The following is a 13,822-nucleotide window of genomic DNA, read 5'->3' as shown; positions in this document are numbered from 1 at the left end:
CGATCACGTTCTGCGCATTTCACTGGCAGTCCGGTAGATCAACATCAGAACCGGCTCCAGATCCCGGTCAGGCGGATGGCGTAAAATCTCGCCGCGCAGCCAGACTATTTCACTGCTGGCGCGCTGGCGAAAAGCGGCAATCTGCCCGGCATTTTTTAGCCACTTCATAATAAAGGCATTTTTTTGCCGGTTAGAGGTGATGCGTCCCTGTTTTCTGGACAGCCCCACCGCCACCAGAAGACAGAAATAGAAATGCACTCTGTCTTCCAGACCGTTAAACACGGCTTCAGGCGTCGCTTTCAGAGACGTCAATCCAGATGGTCTTCAGTTCGGTGTACTGATCGAGCGCGAAGACCGACTTATCACGTCCACCAAACCCCGACTGCTTATAGCCGCCAAACGGTGTGGTGGCATCCCCTTCGCCGAAGCAGTTTACGGTCACCGTTCCGGCGCGGATCGCACGGGATACGCGGATGGCGCGATTAAGCGCACCGGTATACACCGACGCCGCCAGCCCGTACGGGGTGTCATTGGCCAGCGCAATGGCTTCGGCTTCCGTTTTAAAGGTGGTGACACAGAGCACCGGGCCGAAGATCTCTTCCCGGAACAGCGCACTTTCCGGCGTTACGCCGTCGATAATGGTCGGCTGGACGTAAGCCCCCTGCTCCGTGTTGCCACCGTGCAGCACGCGCAGACCTTCCTGACGCGCGGTGTCGAGGTAACTGCTTACCTTGCTGAAGTGGTCAGGCGAGATCATCGTCCCCAGACGGTTGTTCGGATCGAGCGGGTTGCCCATCGTCCAGCCACTTATCTGCTTCGCCATCTCTGCCAGTAATGCTTCTTTCACCTCTTCCTGCACCAGCAGGCGCGAGGTGGCCGAGCAGTTTTCGCCCATGTTCCAGAACGCACCGTTTAGCACGTGTCCGGCCACTGCGGCGATATCGTCAGCATCGTTAAACACCAGCGCCGGATTTTTGCCGCCGCACTCCAGCACCACCTTCTTGAGGTTAGATTCCGCTGCATAATGCAGGAAACGACGCCCGGTTGCCGTGGAGCCGGTAAAGCTCACCATGTCGATATCGGGATGCAGGCCAATCGGCTCGCCTACCTCTTTGCCCGTGCCGGTGACGATGTTCAGCACACCGGCCGGGACGCCCGCTTCAAACGCCAGTTCCGCCACGCGAAGGGACGTCAGCGAGGTCTGTTCCGCCGGTTTCACCACCACCGAACAGCCCGCCGCCAGGGCCGGGCCAATTTTCCAGGCCAGCATCAGCAGCGGGAAGTTCCACGGCAGGACGCAGCCCACCACCCCAATCGGCTCACGCACCACCAGCGCCAGCGCGTTGCCTGTCGGTGCGGTGTGATCGTAAATCTTATCGATGGCTTCCGCGTGCCACTTCAGCACATGAATGGTTTCAGGCACGTCCACCGCCAGACACTCGCTGACCGGCTTACCGCTGTCGAGGCTTTCCAGCACCGCCAGCGGCTCAAGCTCCTGCTCCATCATTGCCGCCAGTTTTAGCAGCACTGCCTTGCGTTCACCCGGCGACCGTTTGCTCCAGCTTCCGGCCTCAAAGGCTGCGCGAGCCGCACTCACGGCGGCGTTAACATCGGTGACATCACAGGCGGCGATGTTGCCGATAACCTCGCCGGTTGCCGGATTGCGCGTGACCAGGGTTTTCCCGGAGTGGGCCGGAACAAAACCACCGTTGATAAACGCCTTGTCCGCCAGCTGAAGTTCATGGGCGAGGCGCGTGACATCATTGAGTGTCTGAAGCTGTTTCATCCTGCCCCCTTACGCTGCCGTAACCGCAGCCACGTTGCGTTTCACATCGGCAATCACGGCTTTCAGCTGTGCTTTCTCTTCTTCATCCAGGCTTTGCAGCGGCGCACGTACCTGACCCGAGGTCAGACCGTTCAGCTCGCAGCCGTAACGAATGGACTGCACAAACTTGCCGCCATCAAGGAAGTTCATCAGCGGCATCATGGCAGCCATGATCTTGCGCCCTTTCGCGAAGTCTTTTTCCACGACGCAGGCTTCATACAGCGCCACATGTTCACGTGGAATAAAGTTGGAGCCGGCACATACCCAGCTGCTCGCGCCCCAGGCGAAAAATTCCAGCGCCTGATCGTCCCATCCGCATGAAAGCGCAATATTCGGGAATTTGCAGGCCAGCAGATGCAGGTTGTTGAAATCACCCGAGCTTTCTTTAATTGCCACCACGTTGGACGAGCGGCTCACTTCGCGGAAGTAAGTATCCCCCATGGTGATGCCCATACGGCCCGGGTAGTTGTAGAGCATGATCGGCAGCTGTGCCGCTTTATCCACCGTCAGTGCGTGATGGGCGTTTTCCAGCTCAGTTGGCAGCGCATAAGGCGGCGAGGTGACCAGAATCGCATCGGCTTTGATTTCACGGGCGTGCTTCGCGTAGTCCACCGCGTCTTCAGTCCGGATGGCACCGGTACCGACAATCAGCGGCAGACGGTTGCCAATCACCTGGCGGGCATGTTCCGCCAGCGCCTTACGCTCTTGCGCGCTCTGGGCATAGTATTCGCCGGTTGAGCCGCCAATGATGATGCCGTGCACGCGGCCTTCAATCAGGGACTCCAGCACATCTGCAAAGCGGGCGAAATCAATGCTGCCATCGGCTGCGTAAGGGGTAATTGCAGGGGTGTAGATACCTTCAAATTTCAACACGATAACCTCCAGGGGGAATTCACGACCATGACAGTCTGCTCAGCAGCCCATCAGACTGCGTTTGTTAAAAATTTGCACACAGGCGTGAAAGAGGTCAATGGATGAATATTTTTTGTATACATGAAAAATACAAAGTAAATACGTCAGAATAGTAAATTTCTACACATAGTTAAAATTTAATTATTATTATTCATGTAGTTATAAGTTATTTTTTTAGGTAGTAATTTTCTACATGATTTCAGATAACGATCACATTCCGGAATTATTGCCCCTGGAGACGTATTTACAGCGTCAACACGGAAGCATAGTTTTAAGGCAAGATTTAACCAGAATTTAACAGCCAGCCGCGCTGGTTGTGACCAAAATGTAAACAGAGGTATCGGGTATGCCCCAGAAGAAAGCGACACTCATTGGACTGATAGCCATCCTGCTCTGGAGCGCCATTGTCGGCCTGATTAAAAGCGTGAGCGAAGGTTTTGGCCCGATAGGAGGTGCAGCGCTGATCTACTCCTGTAGTGCAGTGCTGCTGCTGTTTACGGTCGGTTTTCCCAATCTGCGGCAGTTTCCGCGCAGCTACCTGATTGTGGGCAGCATTCTGTTCGTCTGCTACGAACTCTGTCTGTCGCTGTCGCTGGGATTTACCCATACGGGCCGCCAGGCGATTGAGGTCGGCATGGTGAATTACCTCTGGCCGAGTATGACAATTTTACTGGCGGTCATTGTTAATCGTCAGAAAACCAGCCCGCTGATTATTCCCGGCGTTATTTTAGCCGTAGCCGGAATATGCCGGGTATTAGGTGGCGATCAAGGTTTCTCTTTTAGCGAGATGACCCATAACGTGATGGAAAACCCGCTCAGTTATGGCCTGGCCTTCAGCGGCGCAATTATCTGGGCAATATATTGTGTGGTAACGAAATTTATCGCCAAAGGAAATAATGGCATCACCTTATTCTTTATTTTAACGGCGCTGACATTATGGACGAAATACCTGATATCACCGCAGCCTGAGTTTGTGCTGTCGTGGCATTCGTGGATCAGCCTGCTGCTGGCGGCCATCGCCATGGGCTTTGGCTATGCGGCCTGGAACGTGGGAATACTGCACGGCAATGTCACGGTGCTGGCGGCGGCATCCTACTTTATTCCGATTGTTTCGGCAGTCCTGGCGGCCTTTATGCTGAATTCACACCTGGCGCTGTCGTTCTGGCAGGGCACCGCAATGGTTAGCCTGGGATCGCTTATCTGCTGGTGGTCTACCCGCAGCGTTGAACGAAAAAAGATACATCGCGAGGCCTCATAACGGCCCGTATTAAAAAGAAAGTAAGTAAGACCCTAATAATAAAAAACATCTTATCCGACCATCCTGCACCGGAGGAGTATTTGCCATGAAACACTCTGCATAACAGAAACGACGAGTTATTGATTTATTGAGATCGCTTTATCTGCTCTGGATAACGTTTTAACGATCTTACCTGACCTACATTTATTCCGTGATCGTTGAATAACGGCACTGGCGTTGTGCGCCTGTAATAAACCTCCATCGCTAATAAGGTTTATTACTGCGATGCCCAATACTGTTAATTCAACGACGTCGGGGAAAGACAGGAGTTACCATGTCAAATACCATTTCTGTAGAAGACGTTCCACTTAACCGCTTCCACCGGTTGTTGACCGTACGCTCTGGCGGGGGTTCTTTTGTTGACGGCTATGTACTGAGCATCATCGGTATCGCCATGATGAAAGTCTCCCCTGCCCTTGGTCTCAGCGCCTTCTGGGAAGGGCTGATTGCCGCGTCGGCGCTGATCGGCATCTTCTTTGGCGGCTTTATCGGCGGCGCCCTGACCGACCGCCTTGGCCGTCGCGTGCTCTACTTCGTCGGCCCAACGCTGTTCGTTGTCTGCTCCCTTGCGCAATACTGGGTGCAAAGCGGTGAAATGCTGTTTGCCCTGCGCTTTATGAACGGGGTTGCCGTCGGGATTGAATACCCGGTCGCGACTGCTTTCCTGGTGGAGTTTCTGCCGAAGAAAAACCGTGGCCCTTGCCTGGCAACCCTCACTATCCTGTGGTTTGCCGGTGCGGCGGTGGCCTATCTGACCGGTGAAGCCATTCTGCACTTCGGCGGCCCCGATGCCTGGCGCCTGACGCTTGCCAGTACTGCCGTGATTGGCGCTCTGCTGTTCCTGGTCCGTCTCGGCACGCCGGAATCCCCACGCTGGCTGATGAGCAAAGGACGTCACGCTGAGGCCGAAGCGATCATCCGCCGCGTATATGGCCCTGAATTTGGTCTGGATAACCTGCCCGCTCAGGCAGAAAGCAAAAACCTCTCCTTCGCCAGTTTGCTTCACTCGGGCTACGGCAAGCGCATGGCTTTTGTTACCGTCTTCTGGACCTGTTCCGTGATCCCGGTGTTCGCCGTCTATGCCTTTGCGCCAAAAGTGCTGGAAGCCCTGCACCTGAGCGGCGGCTGGGCATCTTACGGCTCGGTGGCCATTACCCTGCTGTTTGTGGTGGGCTGCGTTATTGCGACGCGTCTGGTGAACACCCTTGGTCGTCGTAAACTCCTGCTGCACAGCTTCCTGTGGTCAGGGCTGGCCCTGCTGTTGCTCGGCTTCCTTCGCGATGGCCCTTCAGCGGTGATCCTGTTGATGTTTGGTCTGTATGCGCTGTTTATCGGCGGGGCGCAGGTGCTGCAACTGGTCTACCCGAACGAAATCTTCCCGACCGAGATCCGCGCCGGGGCCGTGGGAGTGGGAACCTCGCTGTCACGCATTGGTGCGGCCGTTGGGACCTGGCTGGTGCCCGTTTCTCTGCAAAGCATTGGGATTGGACCCACAATGTACATCGCTGCCGCGATCACCTTCTTTGGCCTGCTGGTGTCGTGGTTCCTGGCGCCAGAAACCGCCGCGCGGAGCCTGGAAGATGCCTCCTCGCTGGATGATGAGCGTCCGCGCAACCCGATTTCCATGCGACAGGTTGTGATGCCAAAACGCCATATTCAATGATCCAAAAGGGCCGCACGTTGCGGCCCTTTGTTATTCCTTCACGAGCTTCTCCACTTCCCTTCTTCGTTTTCTGAACGAACTGGGCGTTTCGCCGTACTGCTTGCGGAACCACGAAATCAGATGCGAGGCATCGGAAAACCCCGTCGCAGCGGCGATGGCATCAATGCTGTTGCTCGAATCCGCCATCAACTTACGCGCCTGCTCCAGCCTCATGCTTCGCCAGTAGACCGCCGCCGAGTGGCCCGTGCATTTGGTAAAAATCAGGTTCAGCTGGCGAAACGTTACACCGGCAAAATCCGCCACATCACCGAGTGGGATCGGCGAATCCAGATGGTGCTGCATAAAGGCAATCACCTTACTGACCAGCTCATTTTCATAGACGTCTGGCGCATTCAGCGGGACGTTGTGTTTTGCCTTTCCCACAGGCCGGGAAGCGTCATCCACCAGCAGGTATTTCAGCACCTTCTGCGAGCGCACCAGCCCGCAGTGCTGGCGGATAAGATCCGCCGCCAGATCGATAGCGGTACCACCCGGGCAGGAGATAATGCCGCCGTCTTTGATGTAGGTTTTATCGATTACCGGAATGGCTTTTGGAAAGCGCACCCGGAATTCATCGCGGGTGGTGAAGTGGATTGCGCAGTGGCGTCCGTCCAGCAGCCCGGCGTTGCCTGCCACAAAGGCGCCGCTGCACAGCGTAATGATGGGGATATTGCGCGAATGTAAATCACGCAGCGCCTGTAACAGCCACTCTGGGGGATTGCGCGTCTCTTCCAGCAGACCGCCCGCGATCACGAAGTAGTCCCAGGCTTTGCTGAAATCAAGCGTTGCGGTGGGCGAAACCGGCAGGCCGCAGCTGGCCGTCACCGGCTGGTTATCACAGGTCATCCACTCCCAGCGACAAAAAATTTGTCGGCTGGAGAAAGACTCATCGGCGGCAAAACGCAACGACTCCACCAGCCCGGCCACCGAGGCCAGGGTGAACTGGCGCATCAGCAAAAAGCCGATGGTCAAATCGGGTTTAGGTTCAGCATTCGTTAACGGCATTGTCATCAGGCTCCTGCAATCCGCCCAGCTTGCTCAGCAGGCGTTTCAGGTCAGCAATATCCTGCACATTCAGACCAGCAGTAATCATCTTTTCAGCGCTTTTCGCCTGCTCCACCATCTGCGCCAGCATGGCTTCGCCTTCAACGGTCATCGTCACCAGTTTGCGACGACGGTTCGCGGGGTCGGTCTGCACCGTCAGCAACCCGCTTTTGGTCATGCGATCGATAACGTAGGTTCCCGTGGCCTTATCAAACCCGGCACGGTTACCCAGGGTTTGCTGATCGCAGGTGGTTTCTTCGGCCAGTACTACCAGTATGGCGTACTGCACCGCAGACAGCCCGGTATCCACGCACTGCGTCCAGCACAGGGTTGAGTGCTGCCCTGCCCGACGCATCAGATGCATTAACGAATTGTCTCCGTGAGGCCATAGCGGCGCGGCAACAATGAGATCGCGATTTTCTGACATCGGCTGTCTTGACTCCTGAAAACGATAAAACTATAGTTCGAGCACAAACAGTTTGAACTCAAACTATAACCCAAAGGTTCAATATAAAGGAACCCGCATGAAGCTTGTTGTAGGCATGACTGGCGCTACCGGCGCTGCAATTGGTGTTCGCGTGCTGACCGCGCTCAAAGACCTGGGCGTTGAAACGCATCTGGTTATCTCTAAGTGGGCGCGGGCAACGATTCAACTGGAAACGCCCTACAGTGTACAGGACGTTATCGCTCTCGCCTCGAAGACTTACAGTGAACACGATCAAGCGGCGGCTATTTCCAGCGGCTCTTTTCGCGTCGATGGCATGGTGATTGTGCCCTGTAGCATGAAAACGTTAGCGGCTATTCGTTGCGGTTATGGCGACGGGCTGATTGCCCGCGCTGCCGACGTCACGCTGAAAGAGCAACGCAAGCTGGTGCTGGTGCCGCGTGAATCGCCGCTGAATGCCATCCACCTTGAGAACATGCTCGCCCTGACCCGCGCCGGCGCCATGATGCTGCCGCCCATGCCCGCCTTCTATAACAAACCTGCCACCACTGATGACATTATCAACCACTGCGTCTCCCGCATTCTGGATCAGTTTGGCCTCGATAACGAGTTAACTCAACGCTGGGGCCAGCCCCAACCGTCTTCCACTACGGCCTGAGGAGCGCCGCATGAAATATTATGATGATTTAAGAAGTTATATCGATGCGCTGGATGACATGGGTGACATCATGCACGTCACGCGTGAAGTTGACGGTGATTTTGAACCCAGTGCCATCACCCGTCGCAGCTACGAAATCCAGTCTCCGGCTCCGCTGTTTCATAAGGTGGCTGGCACAGAACCCGGTTTTCGTCTGTTTGGCGCCCCCGCCGGGCTCTCTTCGCGTGCGGATATGCCTTACGCCCGCGTGGCAATGTCCCTGGGGCTGGCACCGGAATCCAGCGGCCCGGCCATTGTCGAAGCGCTATCGGCGGCACGCCTGCAACCGGGTATTCCCCCCGTGCGGGTTGAATCGACCTCAGCCCCTTGTCAGCAGAATATTTTGCGCGGCGACGACGCCACGCTGGACCGTTTCCCGATCCCGTTTGCCCATGATAAAGACGGCGGCCGTTACGCCAACACCTGGGGCACGCTGATTGTGAAAACCCCGGACGGAAAATGGGTGAACTGGTCCATTGCCCGGGTGATGAAGGTTGACGGTAAACGCATGGTCGGGCTGATTGTCCCAAGCCAGCACATCGGCCAGATCTGGGCCGAGTGGGTTAAGATTGGCGAGCCTATGCCTTACGCCCTGGTACAGGGCCCGGCTCCGGCCATCTCGTGTGTTTCCGGTATCCCGATCCCCGCCCATGCCGATGAAGCCGACTATATCGGCACGCTGGCAGGTGCGCCTGTTCCGGTGGTTCGGGCTGTGAGTATCAGCCTGGATGTGCCTGCCACCGCTGAAATTGTTATCGAAGGGCATGTTTCCCTCACCCGCGACTGCCAAGAAGGGCCATACGGTGAATACGGCGGATATCTCGGAGAAGGCTCTTCGGCGCAGCCCACTTTTCATGTAGAAACCATCACCCATCGCGATGATCCTATCTGGCCGATGTCGGTAACCGGACGCCCGACCGACGAATCCCATACGCTGTGGGCGATGGGGCTGGCAGCGGATGCGTTAACCTACCTGCGTGAGGCGAACCTGCCGGTCGCCACCGCCTGGATCCCGGAAGATTCTACCGTGCACTGGCTGCTGGTGGTTGTCCCGCAGAACTGGCGTGAACTGCTGCCGGGCGTCTCCAGCGAAGAGCTTAGCCAGCGTATTGGCGAGGTGCTGTTTAAAACCGACGCGATGGTCTTTATCCCGAAAGTGTACGTTGTGGATGACGATTTCGACCCGACGAACCTGCGTGAAGTGGTGTGGGTGCTCTCAACTCGCGTACACCCGGTCGGCCGCCGCGTGGTGTTTGACAATCAACGCGTGATCCGTTTGCCGCAGTGTTATGACGAGGCGGAGTATGTGGCAGGTCTTGGGGCGAAAGTGGTGTTTGATACGCTGCAAAGCAAACGCCATCTTCATGCTTCTTTTGCGCAAGGCTACCCGGAAGAGATCCGCCAGCGCGTACTGGATAACTGGTAAAATAAATACACGCCTCTTCGGAGGCGTTATTAAACCGTTTATCAACCATCGCGATAAATCTATTCTTTTAAATAATCATTAAACGCGATTTAAATTTCAAAGCACGATATTAAAATTGGCGTATTATCCCTCTCGTTTACAACGATCTCGTTATGGCGAGGCTCCTGTACAAATACACGTTATCGCTCTGGTGGGTTCGAGAGAACCGGCACAGGGTAAAACAGGCACTGTCGAATCAAGGCTTTGTCAGTATAACTTCCCTTGCGGGATACGGTGTACAGTGCTGAACCCAGGACGTGGGGATCTCCTCTTCGACATGCCCTGTCTTGCTCGCCCCTGAGAGATTTTATTCTTCAAAGGGAATTTACTATGTCTTACTCCATTCACAACAATAATCTGGCATTCAATGAAAGCGCGGTCGCGCAATATATGAATACCGATTTTATCGTTCTCGATATTTCATTATGCGTGGCGCTGGCACGTGAACAGTTTTTCGAAAAATTAAAAGATGATGATATTCCGTCACATGTTTTTATCGAAGATCAGGGGCGTCTGGCGGGCATGATTGCCGTGCGTCAATTATTACAAACCGCCAATACGGTGCAGCCGGTCCGGGCGCTGATGATTTCGGAGTTTATTCAGTTGAAACCGGAAGATGAACGTTCAGACGTTGCCGGATTGCTGGCTCACGGCGGGGCGGATGTGGTTCCGGTGGTCACGCACGGCAAACTGGTCGGGTGCCTCACCGAGCGTGAAATCGCGCATCTGCTGGAAGATGACGTTACCGAAGATGCCCAGCGCCAGGGTGCCACGTTGCCGCTGGAGAAACCCTATCTGGAAACCAGTCCATTTAGCCTGTGGAAAAAACGCGCCGTCTGGCTGCTGCTGTTGTTTATCGCCGAAGCCTATACCAGCTCGGTTATCCAGCATTTTGAAGAGGCGCTGGAATCCGCCATCGCCCTGGCATTCTTTATTCCTCTGCTGATTGGTACCGGCGGCAACAGCGGCACGCAGATCACCTCCACGCTGGTGCGTGCGATGGCGCTGGGCGAAGTGCATTTACGCGACGTCGGGCGGGTGCTGCGAAAAGAGATGAGCACCTCGTTAATGATTGCCGTCACTCTGGGGCTGGCGGGCTGCGTTCGCGCCTGGATGATGGGCATCGGGATGGAAATTACCCTTATCGTCAGCCTGACGCTGGTCTGCATTACGCTGTGGAGCGCCATTGTCTCGTCCGTGATCCCAATGGTACTCAAGCGCTGCGGCATCGATCCTGCCGTGGTGTCCGCCCCGTTTATCGCCACACTTATTGACGGTACCGGGCTGATCATCTACTTCAAGATTGCCCAGTATACGCTGGGGCTGGAGTAATACTAAGGGCACCTTTGCCAGAGGTGCCCACGCCGTTACATATCACCCAGCTGATGTGCGATCTCGCGCAGCTGCTGAGCCAACGCTTGCAGGTTTTTCCCCTTCTCCCCTTTCGCCCCGGTAGACTGGCGCACCACCAGCCGGGCAGGCAAAATCGACGACATGCGCAGCGCATTGTCGTCGCCGCTATCCAGAATGCGGCGCACGGCCTCTTTACCCTGCAAATCCAGATCGAGCGATACCGTGGTTAACGCCGGGTAGAAGAACGAGCTTTCGTAGGTGCCATCGTAACCAATCACCGACTTCTCCGTCGGGATGGAAATTTGCTGCTGATGGAAAGCGCTCAGTACGCCAAGCGCCATCTGGTCGTTGGCGACCAGCACGGCAGAAAATTGTGCCGTTTCGCGCAGCATTTGCAGGGCACCGGAATAGCCGCTTTGTGCATCCCAGTTACCGCGAATGACCGTTGCCGGCTCCAGACCATAGCCTTTCAGCGTTTCGATCCAGCTCTTCAGCCTCAGCTGTGCCGACACAGAAGACTCCGGCCCGGCCAGCAGGGCAATCTCCCGATGGCCGAGTTCGTAGAGATATTTGACGCTGGCGCGCGTGCCATCTGCCGGGTTAAACGAAACGTTAAACACGGAACTGTACGGGTCAACATCGAGAAACAGGCAGACAATATCGTCGTTGTCTATCGCGATTTTCTGCGCCTGTTCGGCTTCCAGCGGGACGTTGACAATCACTTTGCTGACCCGCTGAGACTTCAGCTCGTTAATGGAATCCTGGATGCTATGGTTGACGTTCTCATCAATCATTGAGATCAGCACCTGGTATCCTTCCATATTGGCGTAGCGTTTGACCGCTGCCGCCACCTGTGAAGGGGCGTGTAAGGCCAGCGAAATGGTTACCAGCCCGACCGTCTGGGTCTGCTTGCCCACCAGCTGCTGGGCCAGTCGGTTTGGAACATACCGCAATAACTCTATGGATTTCTCCACCTTGTGACGCGTGGCTTCGGATACATTGGCAGATTTATTCAGTACCCTGGACACGGTCTGATAGGAGACGCCCGCATGGCGTGCCACATCCTCTAACGTCGCGCTTTTCGACTTCATGGTCCGGTTCCTTATGTTGTTATGCGCTGATTGTAACAGGGGCGATGTAAAAAAACGCACCCTGCTAACTTTTCATGCGCCCAACACCATCAAAAAGTATGACGCTCACAATGCCACATTTCATGGCACATCTCATTAATCGTAACAAAATTGTCTATTTTATTTGCACTTAATCACACATTCACGATCGTGTAATTGCCAGATAACAGGTTTAGGCATTTTATGACTGCGGATTTGTGAACGTATTACAAAACAATAAGAGGGTAACAATGAACACGACGATCCGATCTGTATCCGTTGCGTTGGCTGCCGCGTTAGCGTCTCCTTCGCTGTTTGCAGCGTCTTCTGTACCAATTGATTTTCATGGATATCTTCGCTCCGGTGTGGGCGTCTCACGGGATGGTGGGATGGAGGAGTGGCAAAAAAATAAAATTGGCCGTCTGGGTAACGAAGCCGATACCTACGGCGAGCTGGAGCTGGGTTCTGAGGTGTACAAAAAGAACGACGTCAGCTTCTACCTCGACAGCATGGTGAGCATGGTCTCTGACGGTTCAAACGATAACGAAACCACCTTTGGTGATGATGCCCAGTTCGGTCTGCGCCAGTTGAACCTGCAAATCAAAGGCCTGATCCCGGGCGATCCGAATGCGGTGATTTGGGGCGGTAAGCGCTACTACCAGCGCCATGACCTGCACATCATTGATACCAAATACTGGAACATCTCCGGCTCCGGTGCGGGTATTGAGAACTATACCCTCGGCCCGGGCGCTGTCTCTGTAGCCTGGATCCGTGGCGATGCTAACGACGTGGATTACCGTGTGGACGGTGATAACGACGTGAACATCAACTATATCGACCTTCGCTATGCGGGCTGGAAACCGTGGGCAGGGGCATGGACAGAAGTGGGTATTGATTACGCCATGCCAAACCCTACCAACAAGCAGAAGGAGTATGGTGGGCTTTATGAGGCCGATAACGGCGTGATGGTCACCGGCGAGATCAGCCAGGATATGTTTGGTGGCTATAACAAGCTGGTGTTGCAGTACGCTAACAAAGGTCTGGCGCAGAACATGGTGTCACAGGGTGGCGGCTGGTATGACATGTGGAACTACGTCAACGATGCGACAGGCTACCGCGTGATCAATACCGGCTTGATTCCGATTACCGACAAATTCTCGTTTAACCACGTGTTAACCTGGGGCTCGGCGGATGACACCACGCAGTACACCGACAAATCACGCCTTGTTTCGCTGGTCGGCCGCGCCCAGTATCAGTTTACGGAATATGTCCGTCTGATTGGCGAAGTGGGTGGCTTCTACCAGGAAGATACCTATACCGACGGCTCGAAATACAAGCAGAGCGGCGAGAAGTACACCATTGCTCTGGGTCTGGCCGATGGCCCCGACTTTATGTCACGTCCTGAGCTGCGCGTGTTTGCTTCTTACCTGAATGATTCTGAAAAAGGGCAATCCTTCGAAGATGGTACCGCAAATAATACCTGGAACTTTGGCGTGCAGGTCGAAGCCTGGTGGTAATTAATTTTTAAAATGCGTTAATCGTTATTGTATCTCCAACAACTGGCAGTCTATTCTCCTGTTTCGGGATAGCCATTATTTTGGCTATCCCTTTTTTATATTTAATGATTAAAGTGCTTATCTAATAACTGACGCAAGGTATCAGACTGCCGGCCAAATATCGCATGAACCTGCTGACCGATAATAATCACGCCAAGCGCCCCCTCCTCCTGTAACGCCTTTGAATTAACCTTATTTAAATCTTTTACCGTCACACGCAGACGGGTAATACAGGCTTCGACGTGCTCGATATTATCGTCGCCACCAAATGCAGGAATTAAACGCTGAGTAATTTGACTGTCCATAATATACCTCGCTTTTATACAGATAAAAAAATGCCTGCTCGAGGAGCAGGCACATTCACATTATGTCACCCAGAGGGTGCGGTCTGATGCCCTCACCCCAACCCTTTCCCAC

The 13,822-nt window shown here is 54.7% G+C and carries 13 protein-coding genes and 1 riboswitch; of the genes, 6 read left to right on the top strand and 7 right to left on the bottom strand.

Annotated elements, in window-relative coordinates:
• Positions 1 to 3 precede the first annotated feature (3 nt).
• The 3 genes from M987_RS13680 to M987_RS13670 are packed head-to-tail and all read right to left on the bottom strand — an operon-like array spanning position 4 to position 2,698.
• Positions 4 to 312: a hypothetical protein gene (locus tag M987_RS13680; RefSeq protein ID WP_245551568.1), complete on the bottom strand. Its 309-nt coding sequence runs from the start codon at positions 310 to 312 to the stop codon at positions 4 to 6.
• On the bottom strand, positions 287 to 1,786 hold the full coding sequence (locus M987_RS13675; RefSeq protein WP_014069693.1) for an aldehyde dehydrogenase: 1,500 nt from the start codon (positions 1,784 to 1,786) through the stop codon (positions 287 to 289). Before M987_RS13675 ends, M987_RS13680 begins: the two co-directional genes overlap by 26 nt.
• A 9-nt stretch (positions 1,787 to 1,795) precedes the next feature.
• Positions 1,796 to 2,698 carry a dihydrodipicolinate synthase family protein gene (locus M987_RS13670; protein ID WP_014069692.1) on the bottom strand — a complete coding sequence of 301 codons (903 nt, stop codon included), beginning with the start codon at positions 2,696 to 2,698 and terminating at the stop codon, positions 1,796 to 1,798.
• A gap of 385 nt (positions 2,699 to 3,083) precedes the next feature.
• On the opposite strand from M987_RS13670, the gene yddG reads away from it, so the two are divergent.
• Together yddG and M987_RS13660 are read left to right on the top strand one after the other, a co-directional pair.
• On the top strand, positions 3,084 to 3,995 hold the full coding sequence (gene yddG / locus M987_RS13665) for an aromatic amino acid DMT transporter YddG (protein WP_014069691.1): 912 nt from the start codon (positions 3,084 to 3,086) through the stop codon (positions 3,993 to 3,995).
• 313 nt (positions 3,996 to 4,308) lie between these two features.
• Positions 4,309 to 5,697, top strand: a complete 1,389-nt coding sequence (locus tag M987_RS13660; RefSeq protein WP_014069690.1) for an MFS transporter — start codon at positions 4,309 to 4,311, stop codon at positions 5,695 to 5,697.
• 30 nt (positions 5,698 to 5,727) lie between these two features.
• Here M987_RS13660 and M987_RS13655 read toward each other — a convergent pair whose 3' ends face one another.
• Together M987_RS13655 and M987_RS13650 are read right to left on the bottom strand one after the other, a co-directional pair.
• Positions 5,728 to 6,741 carry a GlxA family transcriptional regulator gene (locus M987_RS13655; protein ID WP_014069689.1) on the bottom strand — a complete coding sequence of 338 codons (1,014 nt, stop codon included), beginning with the start codon at positions 6,739 to 6,741 and terminating at the stop codon, positions 5,728 to 5,730.
• The gene (locus tag M987_RS13650; RefSeq protein WP_014069688.1) at positions 6,722 to 7,207 is read right to left on the bottom strand and encodes a MarR family winged helix-turn-helix transcriptional regulator; all 486 of its coding nucleotides are present in this window, start codon (positions 7,205 to 7,207) and stop codon (positions 6,722 to 6,724) included. The genes M987_RS13655 and M987_RS13650 overlap by 20 nt, the downstream gene beginning before the upstream one ends.
• Before the next feature lie 97 nt (positions 7,208 to 7,304).
• On the opposite strand from M987_RS13650, the gene M987_RS13645 reads away from it, so the two are divergent.
• From M987_RS13645 to M987_RS13635, 3 genes are all read left to right on the top strand, one after another.
• Positions 7,305 to 7,883, top strand: a complete 579-nt coding sequence (locus M987_RS13645; RefSeq protein ID WP_014069687.1) for a UbiX family flavin prenyltransferase — start codon at positions 7,305 to 7,307, stop codon at positions 7,881 to 7,883.
• A gap of 10 nt (positions 7,884 to 7,893) precedes the next feature.
• Entirely contained in the window at positions 7,894 to 9,348 is a 1,455-nt protein-coding gene (locus tag M987_RS13640; protein ID WP_014069686.1) for a UbiD family decarboxylase, read from the top strand.
• Positions 9,349 to 9,487: 139 nt separating this feature from the next.
• A riboswitch (M-box (ykoK) riboswitch) is annotated at positions 9,488 to 9,657 on the top strand.
• A gap of 60 nt (positions 9,658 to 9,717) precedes the next feature.
• Positions 9,718 to 10,719: a magnesium transporter gene (locus M987_RS13635; protein ID WP_014069685.1), complete on the top strand. Its 1,002-nt coding sequence runs from the start codon at positions 9,718 to 9,720 to the stop codon at positions 10,717 to 10,719.
• Between the two features lie 35 nt (positions 10,720 to 10,754).
• Here M987_RS13635 and M987_RS13630 read toward each other — a convergent pair whose 3' ends face one another.
• Positions 10,755 to 11,831, bottom strand: coding sequence for a LacI family DNA-binding transcriptional regulator (locus M987_RS13630; RefSeq protein ID WP_014069684.1), 1,077 nt, complete (start codon positions 11,829 to 11,831; stop codon positions 10,755 to 10,757).
• A gap of 269 nt (positions 11,832 to 12,100) precedes the next feature.
• Between M987_RS13630 and M987_RS13625 the strand changes: the two genes are divergently transcribed.
• A complete protein-coding gene (locus tag M987_RS13625; RefSeq protein ID WP_014069683.1) occupies positions 12,101 to 13,366 on the top strand; it encodes a maltoporin in 1,266 nt (421 codons plus the stop codon).
• Positions 13,367 to 13,467: 101 nt separating this feature from the next.
• Here the strand turns inward: M987_RS13625 and M987_RS13620 are convergent, their stop codons facing one another.
• Positions 13,468 to 13,710 carry a PTS sugar transporter subunit IIB gene (locus tag M987_RS13620; RefSeq protein WP_014069682.1) on the bottom strand — a complete coding sequence of 81 codons (243 nt, stop codon included), beginning with the start codon at positions 13,708 to 13,710 and terminating at the stop codon, positions 13,468 to 13,470.
• Positions 13,711 to 13,822: the final 112 nt, after the last annotated feature.

Source organism: Enterobacter soli ATCC BAA-2102, assembly GCF_001654845.1.
GTDB lineage: Bacteria > Pseudomonadota > Gammaproteobacteria > Enterobacterales > Enterobacteriaceae > Enterobacter > Enterobacter soli.
The sequence above is the reverse complement of the archived record's forward strand: the minus strand, read 5'-3'. Positions and strand labels throughout refer to the sequence as shown.